This window comes from Ancylomarina sp. 16SWW S1-10-2, assembly GCF_009669305.1.
Lineage (GTDB): Bacteria > Bacteroidota > Bacteroidia > Bacteroidales > Marinifilaceae > Ancylomarina.
The window spans coordinates 51416-70814 of sequence record NZ_SADB01000019.1 but is presented as its reverse complement, the minus strand read 5'-3'; the positions used below and the strand labels follow the sequence as shown (position 1 = coordinate 70814).

General features: G+C 34.1%; 18 protein-coding genes. 17 read left to right on the top strand and 1 reads right to left on the bottom strand.

Annotated features, from left to right (window positions below):
• Positions 1-24 precede the first annotated feature (24 nt).
• From EMN46_RS14830 to EMN46_RS14810, 5 genes are all read left to right on the top strand, one after another.
• Positions 25-1290: an aspartate kinase gene (locus EMN46_RS14830; protein ID WP_154201601.1), complete on the top strand. Its 1266-nt coding sequence runs from the start codon at positions 25-27 to the stop codon at positions 1288-1290.
• 149 nt (positions 1291-1439) lie between these two features.
• Positions 1440-1763, top strand: a complete 324-nt coding sequence (locus EMN46_RS14825; RefSeq protein WP_154201600.1) for a hypothetical protein — start codon at positions 1440-1442, stop codon at positions 1761-1763.
• Between the two features lie 349 nt (positions 1764-2112).
• Positions 2113-3126 (top strand): YhcG family protein, encoded by a 1014-nt coding sequence (locus tag EMN46_RS14820; protein WP_154201599.1) that lies wholly within the window; start codon positions 2113-2115, stop codon positions 3124-3126.
• A 136-nt stretch (positions 3127-3262) separates the two neighbouring features.
• Entirely contained in the window at positions 3263-3763 is a 501-nt protein-coding gene (locus tag EMN46_RS14815; protein ID WP_154201598.1) for a hypothetical protein, read from the top strand.
• Positions 3764-3948: 185 nt separating this feature from the next.
• The gene (locus EMN46_RS14810) at positions 3949-4461 is read left to right on the top strand and encodes a DUF3124 domain-containing protein (RefSeq protein WP_154201597.1); all 513 of its coding nucleotides are present in this window, start codon (positions 3949-3951) and stop codon (positions 4459-4461) included.
• Positions 4462-4582: 121 nt separating this feature from the next.
• On the opposite strand, the gene EMN46_RS14805 is transcribed toward EMN46_RS14810, so the two are convergent.
• Positions 4583-5218 (bottom strand): class I SAM-dependent methyltransferase, encoded by a 636-nt coding sequence (locus EMN46_RS14805; protein ID WP_368667554.1) that lies wholly within the window; start codon positions 5216-5218, stop codon positions 4583-4585.
• A 405-nt stretch (positions 5219-5623) separates the two neighbouring features.
• Here EMN46_RS14805 and EMN46_RS14800 point away from each other — a divergent pair, with 405 nt between their 5' ends.
• The 12 genes from EMN46_RS14800 to ftsA are packed head-to-tail and all read left to right on the top strand — an operon-like array spanning position 5624 to position 19331.
• On the top strand, positions 5624-6082 hold the full coding sequence (locus EMN46_RS14800) for a division/cell wall cluster transcriptional repressor MraZ (RefSeq protein WP_154201595.1): 459 nt from the start codon (positions 5624-5626) through the stop codon (positions 6080-6082).
• A gap of 51 nt (positions 6083-6133) precedes the next feature.
• Complete coding sequence (gene rsmH, locus EMN46_RS14795) at positions 6134-7039, top strand: 16S rRNA (cytosine(1402)-N(4))-methyltransferase RsmH (RefSeq protein WP_154201594.1); 906 nt, start codon at positions 6134-6136, stop codon at positions 7037-7039.
• Positions 7040-7059: 20 nt separating this feature from the next.
• A complete protein-coding gene (locus EMN46_RS14790; protein ID WP_154201593.1) occupies positions 7060-7440 on the top strand; it encodes an FtsL-like putative cell division protein in 381 nt (126 codons plus the stop codon).
• 4 nt (positions 7441-7444) lie between these two features.
• Positions 7445-9562, top strand: a complete 2118-nt coding sequence (locus EMN46_RS14785; RefSeq protein ID WP_368667553.1) for a penicillin-binding transpeptidase domain-containing protein — start codon at positions 7445-7447, stop codon at positions 9560-9562.
• Between the two features lie 41 nt (positions 9563-9603).
• On the top strand, positions 9604-11061 hold the full coding sequence (locus tag EMN46_RS14780) for a UDP-N-acetylmuramoyl-L-alanyl-D-glutamate--2,6-diaminopimelate ligase (protein WP_154201591.1): 1458 nt from the start codon (positions 9604-9606) through the stop codon (positions 11059-11061).
• A 2-nt stretch (positions 11062-11063) separates the two neighbouring features.
• Positions 11064-12317 carry a phospho-N-acetylmuramoyl-pentapeptide-transferase gene (gene mraY / locus EMN46_RS14775; protein ID WP_154201590.1) on the top strand — a complete coding sequence of 418 codons (1254 nt, stop codon included), beginning with the start codon at positions 11064-11066 and terminating at the stop codon, positions 12315-12317.
• A complete protein-coding gene (gene murD, locus EMN46_RS14770) occupies positions 12318-13661 on the top strand; it encodes a UDP-N-acetylmuramoyl-L-alanine--D-glutamate ligase (protein ID WP_154201589.1) in 1344 nt (447 codons plus the stop codon). It begins immediately after the preceding gene.
• A 9-nt stretch (positions 13662-13670) separates the two neighbouring features.
• Positions 13671-14843 carry an FtsW/RodA/SpoVE family cell cycle protein gene (locus EMN46_RS14765; RefSeq protein ID WP_154201588.1) on the top strand — a complete coding sequence of 391 codons (1173 nt, stop codon included), beginning with the start codon at positions 13671-13673 and terminating at the stop codon, positions 14841-14843.
• Positions 14830-15933: an undecaprenyldiphospho-muramoylpentapeptide beta-N-acetylglucosaminyltransferase gene (gene murG, locus EMN46_RS14760; RefSeq protein WP_154201587.1), complete on the top strand. Its 1104-nt coding sequence runs from the start codon at positions 14830-14832 to the stop codon at positions 15931-15933. The genes EMN46_RS14765 and murG overlap by 14 nt, the downstream gene beginning before the upstream one ends.
• Before the next feature lie 47 nt (positions 15934-15980).
• On the top strand, positions 15981-17354 hold the full coding sequence (murC, locus tag EMN46_RS14755; RefSeq protein WP_154201586.1) for a UDP-N-acetylmuramate--L-alanine ligase: 1374 nt from the start codon (positions 15981-15983) through the stop codon (positions 17352-17354).
• Positions 17348-18076, top strand: a complete 729-nt coding sequence (locus EMN46_RS14750; RefSeq protein WP_154201585.1) for a cell division protein FtsQ/DivIB — start codon at positions 17348-17350, stop codon at positions 18074-18076. Before murC ends, EMN46_RS14750 begins: the two co-directional genes overlap by 7 nt.
• Before the next feature lie 4 nt (positions 18077-18080).
• Positions 18081-19331 carry a cell division protein FtsA gene (ftsA, locus tag EMN46_RS14745; RefSeq protein WP_154201584.1) on the top strand — a complete coding sequence of 417 codons (1251 nt, stop codon included), beginning with the start codon at positions 18081-18083 and terminating at the stop codon, positions 19329-19331.
• Positions 19332-19399: the final 68 nt, after the last annotated feature.

Below are 19399 nucleotides of genomic sequence, written 5' to 3'. Positions count from 1 at the left end.
TTTTCAGATTAAAATAAGATCAGAATGAATGTTTTTAAATTTGGTGGAGCCTCAGTAAACTCAGCAGAAGGAGTTCAGAATTTTTATAAGATTGTACAATCTTACAAAGAAGAGAGCCTTATTGTTGTTTCGGCAATGGGTAAAACCACAAATGCCCTAGAACAAATAGTTGATCATTTTTTTCATAAAGAAAATGATCTAGTTCAAAAACAATTCGAAGAAGTAAAGGCATATCATTTTGAAATAGTTGAGGTTTTATCTTTCAACAATAAAGCAGGCTCTATTGAAAAAATTGAAAATTTATTTAATGAACTAAATACATATCTACAAAAGCCCGCATCGCTTAATTACGAATTTGAATACGATCAAATTGTAGCCTATGGGGAACTTATATCAACAACAATTATATCGGAATACCTTCGCGAAAAAGGCGTAAAAAACAAATGGATTGATATTAGAAGATACTTAAAGACCAATGACAACTTTGGAGAAGCTAAAGTCGACTGGGAACTCTCAAGAAAATTAATTCCAACTGCTTTTACCTTTAACGATACCTTTATATACCTTACCCAAGGTTTTATAGGTGGAACAACCTCCAATTTAACAACAACACTTGGCAGAGAAGGTTCTGATTATACAGCTGCAATTCTTGCTAATATTTTAGATGCTGAAGAAGTTTCAATTCTTAAGGATGTGCCAGGAATAATGAACGCTGATCCTAAATGGATACCCGATGCCAAACAATTAAAACGAATTTCGTACCAAGAAGCCATTGAACTTGCCTTTTTTGGAGCAAAAGTGATTCATCCAAAAACGATTCAACCAATTCGAGAAAAGAACATTCCCATGTTTGTGCGCTCTTTTATAGACTTCAACAAACAAGGTACAATGGTGAGCAATGCGCCTATTGAGAAAAGTGTTAAAATGCCAATATTTATTCAGAAGAAGAATCAAATATTGATCTCCATACGTCCGAAAAACTATTCTTTCGTAATAGAAGAAAACCTATGTTCAATTTTCGAAATAATTGCTAAACACAAACCAAAAGTAAACTTAACTCAGAACTCTGCTATCAGCTTTTCCCTGTGTATTGATAATAGCAAAAACATAGATAGTCTGATTAAAGAATTTAAAATAGATTACGAAGTAAGATATAATAATAAGCTTGAACTTATTACAATACGACATTACGATGATGATTCGATTAAACAGATGACTGAAGGTAGAAACACACTGCTTGAACAGAAAAGTAGAGATACAGCTCAGTATGTACTCGAATGCAATTCATAAAAAAATAAAATTGAACTTATATCACTCCTCTTATATATAAGTGTACTTATTTATTTACCTTGTTGTTAAGCGAAAAAGCCAATGGGAAAAGAATCAAATGATAATATTAAACTACATTTGTCCCATTATTTAAATAGATAACAAAGAGAATGACAAAATTATCATCAAGACCATCACAAGAAGCGAAAGCGCTTTCACTTTTTTTAATGGCTTACAAAACGACAGACCCAAGTTACAAAGAGAAATCTAAGCGTATTAATAAACAATGGGACTTAGTATTAAAAGATGAACTAAGCAGAGCTGAGTATAACGAAGAAGTTCTAAAAATGTTAGAATCTTTCGGAGGTTATGCTGAAGTTGTAGAAAAAACAGTGAAATTTTACATCGAAAAAACTGGCGAATGGACATTAAAAGGTGATAGCCAATATTGCCAAGACGCCAAACTAATTGCTGATAAACTATTGAAAAAGTAAACACAGAAGGACACATTCTGTCTCTTAAAATATATTGCCCAAGCTCAAAAAATGAGTTTGGGCTTTTTTTATACACTGCCCTACAACTAGCTGTCCTAAATAAACACTTCCAATTATACATCTAATTATAGTTTTACTCGGTTAACCGATATTGTTTAATATTTTTCCATAAATTCGTATATAATAAACTTGAGATGCATTTATTCGACAGAATAAGGAATGTATTATGTTCTTTTAAGCTCGAGACATTTAAGATATGCGGACTCAAAAAGACACAGTAATGAGCTGTGTACGAGATCAGTAATAATAATCCGCCGTTTTGAAAGAATTTTAAATTATCTTTACGCTTATGGAAGAATCAATGAAAAAACATAATAATTCTCTTGTTGATAGCATTAAGTCAATAATCGTAACTAGTAGGAAAAAAGTAGCTAAGACAGTTAACAACCAACTAATTGAGACTTATTGGAGTATTGGTAAAGTGATAGTTGAAAACGAAGAGGATACCGGCATTGATTCGAAGTCTGCGAGACAACAAATATTAGAGTTGTCAAAAATATTATCTGAAGAAATAGGACGAGGATTTTCTCGCTCTAATTTATTTAATATGAGGAAACTCTATTTGAATTATCCTGATGTCCAAACACTGTCTGGACAATTAAATTGGTCACATATTAGCGAACTATTAACCATTGAAGATAAGGGGAAAAGGTCGTTCTATGAGAAAGAAACTATAAATTCATCATGGTCATTTCGTGAATTGAAACGGCAAATTGATAGTTCATTGTATGAACGTTTACTTTTATCAAATGGTGACACTAATAAAAGAAAAGTCATTGAATTATCCAGAAAAGGTCAAGTGATGGAGTCTGCCTCTGATATTGTAAAAAGTCCATACGTTTTTGAATTTCTTGGCATTCCAGAAAAAAAACCTATTCTAGAAAAGGATTTAGAAAAAAAGTTAATTAGACATATAGAGGATTTTCTACTAGAACTTGGACGTGGCTTCATGTTTGTTGGTTCGCAACAGAGAGTAACGATTAACAATACTCATTATTACGTAGATATGGTCTTTTATAATAAAATTCTGAAAAGCTACATATTAATCGAATTGAAAACAACTAAATTAAAAATATCAGATGGAGGTCAACTAAATACTTACTTGAATTACTATAAAACAGAAGTGAATGACGAATTAGATAATCCTCCAATAGGAATCATTCTTTGCGCTGAGAAAGATGAAGTAGCAGCAGAATATATTTTAGGTGGTTTTGATAACAATCTATTTGCTTCGAAATACACCTATGTACTTCCTGAAAAAGAAGACCTCATTAAAGAAGTTGAAACATTAATAAATGAATAAAAACCAAGGCATAACACGCTAGAATAAAACATATGGCGTTCGTGCTCACTTGGAGATTTGGGGTGTTAGGTTTTGGTAGGTTTAGTTCGACAAATCAACAAACGCCCCATCTAGTCAACGTTAGGTACCATAAACTATGAATAAAAATAAAATTATTGGAATATTAGGGATTGGAATTTTAATTAGTCCCTTATTCCCTGGTGCGTCGGTACAGATACTTATTAGAAAGTTATTAGAACGTGGACTTTTCAATACCAACCTAGATGTTGAAACATCAAGCATAGTTGCAGCTTATATTGGATTAATTGCTTCGTTTTTTGTTTTCAAAACAGCTCTAAATTATTTCGCAAATTTTGATTTTGAAAAGCAAGATCAAATTGTTAAAGGTCTGAAACAGGCTTTCTTTGTTAGTTTAAGCTTCTTTATTATTTGGTTTATAATCCCATTTATTGACGGTTCACTTGGCCACAATTATATGGCCAACTTAAATCAATCTTACCACAAAATAGACAAGGCGTATCTCGTATTTGTAGTTGACTTTCCAATTTGGTTTCTCGGAACAGCTAGTGGCGTTTATTTGATTTATAAGAAATTAACAACGGAACCTAACAACAAAGTGTACGTATGGAAGAAATAGCTAATATGCCTTTATTTTGAGATATCTAAATTAAAAAAACTTCTCTAGCTCCTTCCAAACCCAAAACATATCGTATGCTACTGTCCGACTTATCCAATAATAAACTTTGTACGATAAAAAAAGTGCTGTGAAATATCATTGATATGACAATGATTTGTAAATTAGCAACAACTAAAGATTATTATATGAAAACTATATTTAAACTCATATTTATATCCCTCATCTTTTTTTCTTGTCAAAGTGAAACAGACAAAATACCTGTTAAACAAGCAGATTGGGGAAGTCGAAAAGCGGATATTACCAATTTTGATAGTTTCATCGAAGGAAAAACATACCTCCCAGTTTATTCTAATATTTATCATATCAATGAGCATAGAACCTACGCACTTACGATTACAGTCAGTATTCGGAATGTATCAATGACAGATTCAATATATATTTTAAAAGCTGATTATTACAATACCATAGGAGGCAATATTAGAAAATATTTAAAAAATCCTATCTATTTAAAACCTATGGAGACCGTTGAAATAATTATAGCAGGTAAAGACGTTGAAGGTGGATCTGGAGCTAATTTTATGTTTGACTGGGCAGTTAAAAATGCTAAAAACCCACCATTATTTCAGGCTGTAATGATTTCAACTACCGGACAACAAGGTTTATCATTCTCTACAAATGGCGTACAAGTATTTGAATAATAAGAAAGGATTACTGTTCAACATTTGACTTAACGAGAAGCCAAATTTTCATCTAAAATAAGTCATTATGGATTAATACGATCTTAAATTAGGATGACTTATCTATTACGTCTCACCATACTTAAGGCTTAACAAAAACAACAATATTAGGATTAATATAAGTTAACTTTGAATTCCATTTTTCTGCCAAATATTTAAAACATTTCTCCGAGAAAAAACAAACATGACTTGGTTCCCTCTTGTAGTACCAATTCGGAAATTTAATTTTGGGAGGTAAAAACTGAGTTTTTATAGCCAAAACGCCATTGGGTTTCAACAAACCAAACAACCGATCGAGCTCCATTTGGGGTTTATGAAAATGTTCAACCACTTCGCAAACGGTTATAAAATCGTAAGTATTTTGAAAAGCCTCTTGGTTAGGAGCATAAAAAGGATCGTAAATATCTGTTTGAAAACCACGAGACTCAAACATCTTTGATAAAGTTGGACCAGGACCACTCCCGAAATCTAAACCACAAGCTCCTGCAGCTATTCTATCAAGCACAGGATTCATAATCTGTTTCAAATAATCTTGATACACCAAATCATTTGGCGCATTCGTATGCTGATCATATTCAGCCTTTTCAGCTTCGAATGTTATGAAAAACACTTGCGGAACAAAAACAAGCCCACAAACTGAACAAGAATAATATTTACGAAATTCTCCTTCGAAATAAAACGACGTATTTTCGGAACAACATAGAGGACATTTTTCCACAATCAGATTTCAGTTCATTATAAAATTGGCAGTCATTTCTGCGACAACATCATTCTCCTTAAATAATTTAAGCTGTTTTAAATCTCGTATTTCAACAAAATAGCATTTTTATTTGCCAGAATTATTTTTAATGAATAAAAATAACAAAAGTAGAAAGCTATCATCATTCATAATTAATATAAAATTCAATGCTACTAAGCTCACCCAAAAACTAACACTAAGCCTTAATAAATCATCAAAACTAAGTTATATAAAACCAAATACATAGCCCACCTAGCAAGCATAATCAAAGGTAAATAAAAACCTCTTGACAAAAAGTTTTCAACAATATCACTAAAGTGGGACAAAGTGGTTGAAAGTGGTTCGGAAATTTCTTACTTTTACATTTATAAACCATTATTGTCAATGCTAACATTCATAGGTGATTATCCATGCAAACTAGACGCAAAGGGACGAGTACTCCTTCCCTCTGCCTTTCGAAAGTTGCTCGCAGCTTCTTCCGAAGATAGGTTTGTTCTGCGAAAAAACCTATACGAAGACTGTTTAGATCTATTTCCTTCTTCGGAATGGGACAGGCAATTAACATTGGTTCGGAGTCAACTAAACCCATTTAATCGGAAGCACGCTACTTTTTTAAGAGAATTTTATAGAGGAACAGCTGAAATGCACATCGATGGTAATGGTCGAATTTTAATCCCGAAAAAAATTTTCTCAGACACCAGTTTATCCAACGGGTTAACGCTTGTTGGTCAAGATGGCAAAATTGAAATATGGGATACTAAAAAATACAATGACTCCGCAATAGGCCAAGACGAGTTCAACCAATTGGCAAACGACATATTGGGAGACAACATGGCTTTATAGGCTATAATATCAGATAAAATCTATTTTCAAATACTGTAATATCATCATATCATGACATCATATCACGTACCTGTACTTTTAAACGAAAGCATTGAAGCTTTAAACATTAAGCCGGATGGTATATATGTCGATTTAACCTTTGGAGGTGGAGGGCATTCAAGAGAAATAATTAAACATCTTACAACTGGCAAACTTATAGGCTTTGATCAGGATGTTGATGCTGAGAAAAACAAAATTGATGATGAACGCTTTATTTTTATACGTCACAATTTCAGATATTTCAAGAATTTTCTGAAATATATTGGACACGAAAAAGTTGATGGCATATTTGCTGACCTAGGTGTATCGTCTCACGAATTTGATGTTGCAGAACGTGGCTTCTCATTCCGTTTTGATGGTGATTTGGACATGAGAATGAACCAAAGTGCCGATTTCAACGCTGCCGATCTTTTAAACACTTATTCTTCTGATGAATTATTTAGAGTATTTAAATACTATGGCGAAGTTAAAAACCCAGGGAAATTAGTTCGATTAATTCTTGCGCATCGTGAAAACAACGAATACAAAACAATTCAACAGTTAAAAGAAGTTATTCTGCCATGTACTCCAAAATTTAAAGAACATAGATATTGGGCTCAAGTTTTTCAAGCCATACGTATCGAAGTTAATGCAGAGATGGATGCTTTGAAAGATATGCTTAATCAAATTCCCGAGGCATTAAAACCTGATGGTAGATTAGCCGTTATCACATACCATTCTCTTGAAGATAGATTGGTGAAGAATTTTATTCGAGATGGAAAATTCGCTGGTGGAGCTGAAAAAGATTTTTATGGAAGAACCAATGCTCCACTCCAGGCGGTTAACAGAAAAGTGATTCTTCCTAGCGAAGAAGAACTGGAATTAAACAACAGGTCGCGAAGTGCTAAGCTGAGAATTGCTCAACCAAGAACAAATTAGAAACATTCAAATTGGTCAAAATGTTTGGATTCAAGAAAAAATATAAAGATTTCATTAGCCCGAAAGAAGAAATAAAAGAGAGCCCATCAGCCACTCTTAAGGATATCATTTCGGGTAATGTTTTATCAAAGGATGTGGTTGTACACCATATTCCTTTTATTCTTTTCATTGCTTGCCTCCTGATCTATTATATTAGTAATCGATATCAATCAGAACAGGTCTATAAGGACATGGTGAATCTTGAAAAAGAACTTAAAGAATTACGCTTTGAATCCATAACAACAGCATCATCATTGATGTATATGAGTAAACAGTCGGAAGTTTTAAAAAGAGTAAATAAAGAAGGTCTTGATTTAGTTGAATCAACCGAACCTCCAATAAAAATATATTTAGAAGAGTAATATTGTGCAAATAAAAAACGACATCATGTTGCGAGTGGGCATCTGCTATGCTCTAATTGTACTTTTCGCATTCTGTGTGGTAAGCCGAGTGGTTTATCTACAAGTTTTCGAAGGGGACGAATGGAGAGGTCGTGCGCAATCTATCAGCAAAAAAGATATTACCGTTTATGCTAATAGAGGAGATATATGTGCTGCTGATGGTCGATTATTAGCAAGTTCTATACCCTACTACGAGTTACGAATGGATTTTCAGGCTCCAGGTTTAACCGATAAAGTTTTCAAGAAAAACGTTGATTCATTAGCTCTTTGTTTATCTAAATTCTTTGGAGATAAAAGCAAATCGAGTTATCACAGGAGACTCTGGAACGCCAAATTTCATTCTAAAAAGAATAGGTACGTTTTAATTAATCGCCGAAAGATAAATTATAACGAACTAAAACAAATAAAAACGTTTCCCCTTTTCCGATTACCACCCAATAAAGGCGGTTTAATCTGTTTACAAGAAAGTAAAAGAGTTCAGCCACATATCAACTTAGCTAGTAGAACAATTGGTTATCTAAATAAAGGAACGGGACACGAACGAATAGGTAAAGTTGGACTTGAAGGCTTATTCGAAAATGACTTAAAGGGTGTGAATGGTATTTCCATGATGCAAAAAATGGCTGGCAACTGGTTAGCTGTCAACCAAGCCGACCCTAAAGATGGAAATGATATTATCACAACCATTGATGTGAATTTTCAAGATGTTGCACAATCAGCCCTTTTACAACAGCTTCAAAAATATCATGCAGATCATGGAACCGCCGTATTGATGGAAGTTAAAACCGGTGCCATAAAAGCCATTGCAAACTTAGGTATAGACAAGAAATCTAACAGTTATGAAGAAATTTATAACTACGCTATTGGCGAAGCAACAGAACCAGGATCCACATTCAAACTCGCTTCATTAATGGCTTTGCTTGAAGATGGGTATGTAGAACCCACTGACTCTATTGAGACAGGGAATGGTGTCTACCGATATTATCGTTCCGATATGCGTGATTCTCACTTTGGTGGTCTTGGTACAATAAGTGTTCAAGAAGCCTTCGAAAAATCATCTAATGTTGGTGTTTCAAAACTAGTTAATAAATACTATAAAGATAAACCTCGCGATTTTATTAATCGCTTATACGAGTTTAGACTAAACAAAACCTTAGGATTAGATATTAAGGGTGAAGGTCAGCCCAAAATTAAATACCCTGGAGAAGAAGGTTGGTCGGGTATTTCGCTTCCATGGATGTCGATTGGCTACGAAGTTCAGCAAACACCTTTACAAACATTAAGCTTTTACAATGCTATTGCGAATAATGGCAAAATGATGAAACCTATGTTCGTAAAAGAAATTAGATATCATGGAAATGTAGTACAGGATTTTGATACGGAAGTCTTAAAAAGAAGCCTATGCTCTAGAGAAACCTTGAGAAAAATACAATCTATGCTCGAAGGCGTTGTTTTGAGAGGAACAGCCAAAAATCTTAAGAATTCGAACTACAGTATTGCAGGCAAAACAGGAACAGCTCAAATAGCTGACAAAAATAAGGGTTACGGTGTTAAAGTTTATCAAGCTTCATTTGTCGGTTATTTTCCTGCTGATAATCCAAAGTACTCATGCATCGTAGTTATTAACAGTCCTGATAAGACGAAAGGCTTTTATGGCAATCAAGTTGCTGGCCCTGTTTTCAAAACAATTGCAGACAAGGTTTACGCAATGACTTATGCCATGCATCCTCCAAAACAAGATGAACAGGCTCTTGAAGTAAAAGTGCCCATTTCATTAAATGGTAATAAAGAAGACTTGGATAAGGTATTTAAAGAGCTTGAAGTGCCAACTGATGACCGTGAAATTTATAGCGATTGGGTGTTAACATCGCGTCAAGACTCAATCATCAGATACAAAAACAGAACAGTAACCAACAATTTAGTTCCAAACGTAAAAGGAATGGGATTGGAAGATGCTCTATATATATTAGAAAATGCAGGATTAAAAGTCATAACCAGCGGTTTTGGGTCGGTAACAAAACAGTCAATTCGTCCGGGTACAAGATTTCGATCAGGCAATCGAATTAGAATAGAGTTATCCTAAAAAATACAATAGACCGATATCATATCTAAAAGATAATCAAGATGATTAAAAACATAAAGGATTTATTAAAATCCATCGATATAATAGAAAATGTAGGCGAGCTCAATATTGAGATTAACGAACTACATTTCGATTCACGCAAAGTAAAGGAAGGTGATTTTTTCATTGCTCAGGTAGGCACACAATCCGATGGTCATGATTTTATACCTAAAGCAATAGAACAAGGCGCTAAAGCCATTTTATGCGAGCGTCTACCAGAAAATATAAATCCAAACGTCACCTATATTAAAGTAGAAAATACGTCAAAAGCACTTTCTACCATAGCTCATAATTATTACAATTGTCCATCAGATAATATAAAGCTTGTAGGTGTTACAGGTACTAATGGGAAAACAACAATTGCCAGCTTACTTTATCAACTTTTCAAAAAACTGGGTTATAAAGTCGGCTTACTTTCTACGGTAACAAATTATATCGACAACAAAAAAGTTAAAGCCACACACACAACGCCTGATGCTATTCAAATTTCGAAACTTTTAAGCGAAATGATTGAAGAAGGTTGTGATTATTGTTTTATGGAGGTAAGCTCTCACGCTATAGATCAACATAGAACTGGAGCTTTAAATTTTAAAGGTGGGATTTTCACAAACCTAACACACGATCATCTTGATTATCACAAAACATTTGATGCTTACCTAAGAGCTAAAAAAGCTTTTTTCGATCAATTGGGTAAAACATCATTTGCTATTACCAATGCAGACGATAAGAATGGTAAAATAATGCTTCAAAATACCAAAGCACACAAATTCAACTATTCCACAAGAGCTTTTGCCGATTACCGTTGCCAAATACTTGAAAAACATTTTAATGGTATGCTCTTAGAGATGGATGGTGTTGAGCTGTGGACAAATTTCATTGGTGAGTTCAATGCTCACAACCTTTTATCAGTATATGCAACGGCTAGACTTTTAGACCAATCTAGAGATGAGATTCTCACAAAAATGAGCGAATTGAAATCTGTAGCCGGTCGTTTCGAAAGCATAATTTCCCCAAATGGTGTAATGGCAATTGTGGATTATGCTCATACGCCTGATGCACTAAAAAATGTTCTCTCAACTATCGATCAACTTCGAACTAGAAAAGAAACAGTAATAACTGTTGTTGGTGCTGGTGGAAATAGAGACAAAACCAAACGACCACTAATGGGTAAAGTTAGTGCCGAATATAGCGACAAAGTTATTTTAACATCAGACAATCCTAGATCGGAAGATCCTGATACCATTATCACTGAAATGAGAGAAGGTATTGCTGCTGAAAACCTAAACAAGATTCTAGCTATTACCAATAGAAAAGAAGCTATTCGTACAGCTATTATGCTTGCAAAAAAAGACGATATTATTCTTGTGGCTGGAAAAGGACATGAAGATTATCAGGAAATTAATGGCGTTAAACACCATTTCGACGACAAAGAAATTATAAACGAAATATTCAATCAATAAGTATGTTATACTATTTATTTAAGTACCTACACGAATTAGATTTTCCTGGAGCTGGAATGTTTAATTATATCTCATTTCGTGCTTCGTTAAGCATTATAACATCACTATTTATAGCAACTGTTTTTGGTAAAAAAATCATTTACTATCTGCAAAAGCAACAAATTGGTGAAATCGTAAGAGACCTTGGTCTTGCAGGACAAATGGAGAAAAAAGGAACACCGACTATGGGTGGTTTGATTATTCTAATTTCTATTCTTGTACCTGTTTTGTTATTCGCTAAACTCGATAACGTTTATATTATTCTTATGCTAATCACTACTGTATGGCTAGGTTTAATAGGCTTTATTGATGATTATATTAAAGTTTTTAAAAAGGACAAAGAGGGCTTAAAAGGGCGATTTAAAATTGCAGGCCAAGTTGGTTTAGGTTTAATCGTTGGTCTTACTTTATATATGAATGATGATGTTGTAATTCGTGAAAAAGCAAGTATTTATGACATTGGAACTCAGACAGAAATTGTTGATGAAGGTTTTACAACGGATAGTGCTCATTCAACGGCTATGACAACAGATGTAAAATCAACCAAGACGACTATCCCATTCTTTAAAAATAATGAGTTCGATTATGAGGATTTAGTTCGTTGGGGTGGTCAATACTCAGGAATTCTTGCTTGGATTCTCTTTATTATAATTACCATATTTATTGTAACAGCTGTTTCTAATGGTGCAAATATGACTGACGGTTTAGACGGGCTAGCCACAGGAACATCGGCCATAATTGGAGCAACACTCGGTATTTTGGCTTACTTATCAGGTCACTTGGTTTATGCCAGTTATCTAAATATCATGTATATCCCTCAGTCTGGTGAGCTCGTTGTATATATTGCTGCCTTTATAGGATCTACAATTGGTTTCCTTTGGTACAATTCCTACCCTGCTCAAGTTTTTATGGGTGACACAGGGAGTCTTTCTTTGGGTGGAATTATTGCCGTTATAGCAATCATCATTCATAAAGAGCTGTTAATACCAATATTATGCGGGATTTTCTTAGTCGAGAACCTCTCTGTAATGATGCAAGTTTCGTGGTTTAAATACACAAGAAAAAAATATGGTGTAGGTCGTCGAATATTTAAAATGGCACCTCTTCACCATCATTATCAATTAAAGGGATATCCTGAACCAAAAATTGTAACTCGATTTTGGATTATTGGTATTCTTTTGGCAGTAATCACTATTGTGACTCTTAAAATTAGATAAATGACTAGTCAAAAAACGATAGCTATTTTAGGTGCTGGAGAAAGTGGCGTTGGTGCGGCTATATTAGCCAAAAGCAAAGGCTTCAAGGTATTTGTTTCAGACAAGGGACAAATCACTCCTGGCTACAGTAAAATTCTAAACGAATACCATATTCCTTTTGAAGAAGGGAAACATAGTGAGGAACGTATTTTAGAAGCTATTGAGGTTATAAAAAGCCCGGGGATTCCAGATACAATTCCTCTTATAAAAAAATTAAACGATTTAAATATTCCTGTCATCTCAGAAATTGAGTTTGCTGGTCGTTATTCAGATGCAAAGATGATTTGCATAACGGGAAGTAACGGAAAAACAACAACGGCACTTCTTATTTATCACATGTTAAAAAAAGCAGGTGTAAATGTTGGGTTAGCTGGGAATATTGGTCACAGTTTAGCACGCCAGGTGGCAGAGAAGAATCATAGTCATTACGTGGTTGAATTAAGCAGTTTCCAATTGGATGGCATGAAGCAATTCAAAGCTAATATCGCCATTTTAATGAATATTACGCCTGACCATCTTGATCGTTACGATTATAAGATGGAAAAATATATCGATTCTAAATTCAGAATTATTCAGAATCAAACTGAAAATGATGCCTTTATTTTCTGTCAAGATGACGAAATTATAAGGAAAGAGTTGAATCAAATATCAATTCAAGTTCAAAAGCATCCATTTAGTATTTATGAATGTTTACCAAAGGGTGCTAGTTTAAAAAATGATGAACTACTTATTAAGAATGAAAACATCGATCTTAATATGAAACAAAATGAACTATCCTTAAAGGGGAAACACAACACTTACAATTCTATGGCCGCAGGAATTGCAGGAAGCATTCTTGGTATTCATAAAGAAATTATAAGAGAAAGTTTAAGCGATTTTGAAGGTGTTGAACATCGTCTTGAAAAAGTACCAAGTATCTGTGAAATAGACTTTTTTAATGATTCCAAAGCTACAAACATCAATTCAACCTGGTATGCTCTAGAGAGTATGACCAACGAAACGGTTTGGATTGTTGGTGGTACTGACAAAGGGAATGACTATTCCGAGTTAATGGACTTGGTTAAAGAAAAAGTGATTGCTATTGTATGTTTGGGTGTCGATAATTCAAAAATTCACAAAGCTTTTGATGGTGTTATCGACACTATAGTAGATACAAAATCGATGCACGATGCCGTGAAAAAAGCTTATGAATTGGCAAACGACGAGGCTACAGTTTTGTTATCTCCTGCATGTGCAAGTTTCGATTTATTCAAAAATTACGAAGACAGAGGCGATCAATTTAAGGAAGAAGTGCAAAAATTATAGTTGACTAAAATGGGACAAATTATTAGAAAATTTAAATTACATGGCGATAAGGTGATCTGGATCATTATCTTTTTACTTTCCATCATTTCGCTATTGGTAGTTTACAGCTCTACTGGAACCTTAGCATATAAGGTTAGAGGAGGGAATACGTCCTTTTTTTTCATGAAACAATTTGGCCTTCTACTTTTTTGTTACGTTGTCATTTGGGTAACTCATATCATACCCTACAAATATTATAATATTTGGGCAAATATGGGTTTATTCGTCGCCATTGGCATGTTACTGTTGGCAAAATTTGCTGGAGTAAATCTTAACCAGGCATCACGATGGATTACAATTCCCGTAATTGGTTTTAACTTTCAACCATCAGAACTAGCTAAACTAGCCCTAATCCTATTTGTCTCCCGGATACTTTCAAAATTCCAAGCAGATAAAGAATGTGAAAACGAAGCCTTTTGGAAAATAATGGCTGCAATAGGTGTTGTTTGTGGTCTCATCTTTTTAGATGACTTTTCTACTTCAGCACTTTTAGGAGTTGTATGTTTAATGTTAATGTACATAGGTCGAATAGCCAAAAAATATCTTTTGGGAACAATGGGAGCTGGCTTAGTACTTATAGTCATATTACTCATATTGGCACCTTTCTTACCCGATAGTTTTGGACGAATACACACCGTAAGACATCGAATTTTAAATTTCGCTGGTATAGGCGATAAAAAAACAGACAATGATCGTAACTATCAAGTCGATCAAGCTAAAATAGCCGTCGTATCAGGAGGAATTTTTGGAAAAGGACCAGGGAATAGTAATCAACGAAATTTCTTACCTCATCCTTACTCCGATTTTATATACGCCATCATTCTCGAAGAATGGGGTTGGATAGGAGGATTTGGTATTTTAATTCTCTATTTATTCCTAATATATAGAGCAGGTGCCATTGTCCAGAAATGCGATAAAACATTTCCCGCTTTTCTCGTCATTGGGCTTAGCATAAGTATAGTCGCACAAGCATTAACCAATATGGCTGTTTCTGTCAATTTAATTCCAGTAACAGGTCAACCGCTACCACTAGTCAGCATGGGAGGCACCTCCCTCATATTTACAAGTGCAGCTCTAGGAATGATTTTAAGTGTTAGTCGAGAAGTCAAAGAACAAGAAGAACAAAACCATGCAGAAAATTAAAATAATAGTTAGCGGAGGTGGAACTGGAGGACATATTTTTCCAGCAATTTCTATTGCAAATGCCTTAAAAGCGAAACGTAGCGATATAGAGATTTTATTTGTTGGAGCTGATGGTAAAATGGAAATGGAAAAAGTTCCTGCTGCTGGTTACAAAATTATCGGACTTCCAATTAGAGGTCTACAAAGAAATTTTAGCAAAGAGAATCTTAAATTTTTCTCTCGATTATTTAAAAGCCTTCGCAAGGCTAAGAAAATTATAAAAGAATTTAAACCCGATGCTGTAGTTGGTGTAGGTGGTTACGCAAGTGGTCCCTTATTACATTCAGCCAATAAAATGGGAATTCCTTCGTTAATTCAAGAACAGAATTCATACGCTGGAATCACCAATAAATTATTAGCAAAAAAGGCAAATAAAATTTGTGTTGCATATCAAGGAATGGAAAAATTTTTCCCATCAGAGAAGATATTGATGACAGGAAATCCTGTAAGAAAAGATTTAGTTAATCTGGAAAATTTAAGATTGAATGCTCAACAATTTTTCAATCTTGATCCAAACAAAAAGACTTTGCTGGTTGTTGGTGGTAGCTTGGGTGCTAGAACCATAAATAACAGTATTATTGAAAATATTGAAGCATTTAAAAACAAGTCTATTCAAGTAATATGGCAATGTGGTAAATTTTACCATAAAGAGATGGAAGAAAAACTTGCTAAAGCGAATATTGAAAACGTTCAAATGTCTGCCTTTTTATCTCGAATGGATTTAGCCTATGCAGCAGCCGATCTTGTTATTTCAAGAGCAGGTGCTGGAACTATATCTGAGCTTTGTTTGGTAAAGAAAGCCTGTATTCTGGTTCCTTCGCCCAATGTTTCCGAAGATCATCAAACTAAGAATGCAATGGCTTTAGTTAATCAAAAAGCTGCCATAATGATTTCTGATGCTGATTCAAGGGAGAAATTAGTTAATGAGGCTTTATTGTTAATAAATAACGAATCTGAGCTAGAAAACCTTAGAAAGCATATTGCCTTACTAGCAAAACCAAATGCTGCAGACGAAATTGCAGATGAAATATTAAAAATGATTAAGCACTAAATTTAGGTCTCATAAACTTAAACGAACTTATATAGAGCCAGAAAACAATGAATATAGAGAATTTTAAAAATATCTATTTTGTAGGAATTGGAGGGATTGGAATGAGTGCGATTGCACGTTATTTCAAGGCTATTGGGAAAAATGTATTTGGCTACGACAGAACACAAACCCTACTAACAGGGGAATTAGAAAAAGAAGGAATTGATATAATTTTCAGCGATGACCTTGATCAAATTCCTGAAATCTATCTCAATAAAGAAGAAACTTTAGTTGTTTACACACCTGCAATCCCATCAAGTCACAAACAATTATCATTTTTCAAGATTGAAGAGTTCGCTCTAATGAAAAGAGCGCAAGTTCTTGGCTTATTATCTGATCCTCTAAACGGAATTGGAATTGCTGGGACACATGGAAAAACAACAGTATCGAGTTTAACAGCTCATATCTTTAAAAATTCAACACACGAGTGTAATGCCTTTTTGGGTGGTATTGCAAGAAATTACAACACAAATCTACTTTTATCTAAAAAAAGTAAATGGGTAGTTATAGAGGCAGATGAATTTGATCGATCATTTTTACAACTTCATCCACAAGTAGCCGTTGTCACGTCAATGGATGCCGATCATTTGGATATTTATGGCAAAAAGGAAGAGTTGGAAAAAACCTTTCAAAATTACGTAGGACAAATCAAAAAAGATGGCCATTTAGTCTATAAAAAAGGTTTACCATTAAACCCCAAAGAAATCAACCTTCATTCTTATTCATTAGAGGAAGAAGCTGATTTTTATGCAAAAAATTTAAAACTCGAGAAGGGTTTATATCAATTCGACTTGGTACATCCTAAGGGTTGTATTAAAGGGTTAAAACTATCGTACCCTGGTCGAATAAATGTTGAGAATGCTGTTGCTGCAAGTGCGGTAGCATTAATTTGTGGCATTAGCGAAAATGAACTTCGCTTAGCATTAAATAACTTTTTGGGTGTTAGACGTAGATTCGATTATAGAATTAAGAGCGACAACTTAGTTTTTATTGATGATTATGCACATCATCCTAAGGAGCTTTGGGAAAGTATTTCATCAGTTAGAGCTATCTATCCCGATAAAAAAATAACGGGGATTTTTCAACCTCATCTTTTCACTAGAACACGTGATTTTGCAGATGATTTTGCAAAAAGTTTAGACCTATTGGATGAACTTATATTACTCGACATTTACCCTGCCAGAGAACTTCCAATAAAGGGTGTTGACTCAAACCTAATTCTTAGCAAGATGAAGAAAAAAGGTTTACTATGCACAAAAAATGAATTAATTAAACGAATTGAACAGAGCGAAATAGAAGTCTTATTAACTTTGGGAGCAGGCGATATAGACAAGCTAGTTGAACCCATAGAACAGGTTTTGAATCAGAGAATAAAATGCTAAAAAAAATCAAACCCATATTAGTCACTTTGGCTTTATTAGCCTACCTCATTTTCACATTCGCTTTTGTGAATAGGAAAAGTGATGCCATAATGATTACAGGTATTGATATCGATATTATTGACAGTCTGAACACACGTTTTATATGCGACTCTGAAATCAAAAATCTCGTATTAAAAAATCACCCAAACATAATAGGAACACAAGCTATAAAAATTAATAAAGAACATTTAGAACACACAATTAATAAAATTCCATTTGTAAAAAACACAGAAATTTATACCACCCTAAAAGGATGTTTACATCTCAATATCGAACAACGAAAACCTATTGTTCGAATACTAAAAGGGAAAGGCTTTTATATTGATGAAGAGGGCAAACAAATGCCACTCTCTTCGAACTATACATCAAGGGTTTTAGTCGTTTCTGGTCACATAAAAGACAAAACGATTGAATCAGATCTCATGCCATTAATCAATTTTATCACAAAAGATGAATTTTGGTCTTCTCAAATCAATCAAATCTATGTAGATTCGAATAATGAATATATTTTAATTCCTAGAGTTGGTGGTCAAAAAATTGAAATGGGAAAAATTGACAACTACGAAAGGAAGTTCTTGAAGCTATATGCGTTATACAAAGATGGATTTTCAACAGTAGGTTGGAATAAATACAAAAAAATAAATTTGAAATACGAAAATCAGGTCGTATGTACAAAAAGATAATAGGATGAGCAACACAAACGAAATTATAGCGGCCATAGATATTGGAACAACTAAAATTGTTGCCATAGCAGGGGAAATTACACCCAACGGAGAACTTCAAATATTAGGTTTGGAGAAGGTCAAATCATTAGGTGTAGTTAAGGGAGTTATTCAAAACATAAACCAAACAATTGATGCCATTCGTGAAGTGGTAACTAAATTACAAGAGAAAACAAATCTTAAAATTGATAAAGCATACGTTGGTATCGCTGGACAACATATTCGAAGTTTAAAAAACCGTCAGTTTAAATACATACAAAACAGTTCTCAAACTGTTACTCAGGAAGATATTGATACAATTCTACAGGATAATTTTAGAATTCCAATTCAAGTAGGCGAACAAATCCTACATGTCATTCCACAAGATTATGTGGTTGATAAAGATAAGGGAATAAAAAACCCGATTGGAATGGCAGGTCGAAGAATTGATGGCAACTTTAACATTATTATTGGCCGATCAGCATCTGCCCGAAATATAGAAAACTGCGTTAAAGCTGTTGATATTGATATTGAAGAACTTATTTTAGAACCACTAGCCTCATCCCTAGCCGTTTTAACACCTGAAGAAAAAGAAGCTGGAGCAGTACTTGTTGATATAGGTGGTGGCACAACGGACATCACGGTTTATTTTGATGGCGTTCTTAGACATACCGCAGTAATTCCTTTTGGTGGCGATGTGGTTACCAAGGATATTAAAGAAGGTTGTCACTTACTATTGAAACAAGCAGAAGCTCTAAAAGTTCAATTTGGCGAAGCCATTGAAAGATTAGCAGATATGGATAAAGTGGTAAACATACCACAAACAGGAGGTTGGGATCCAAAAGAAATTGCATTCAAAACTCTAGCTCAAATTATTCAATGTCGTATGGAAGAAATATTGGATCGTGTTAAATATCAAATTGATATGACTCCATATGGTGATAAGCTTGGTGCAGGGATTGTACTAACTGGTGGTGGAGCAATGCTTAAGAACCTTGATGTTTTAACAAAAGAAAGATTGGGTTTAGATGTTAGAATTGGTTACCCCAATGCTTCATCTAAAATTAAACTTGACGATGCCTATCAAAATCCGATATATGCAACAAGTATTGGTCTATTACTAAAAGGTTTAAACAAATCACTTAATAATACAAATGACCGAATTGAAACACAACCAAGAAGTAAGAAGAATAAGTTTAAATTTAAGCGTTTTTTTGAAACACTTTTTGATAACTAGTATTAAAAAATAGAAACAAGTTTTTGCTGATTCTGGATTTCCCTAGATTTCATTATCAAATTCAAAAT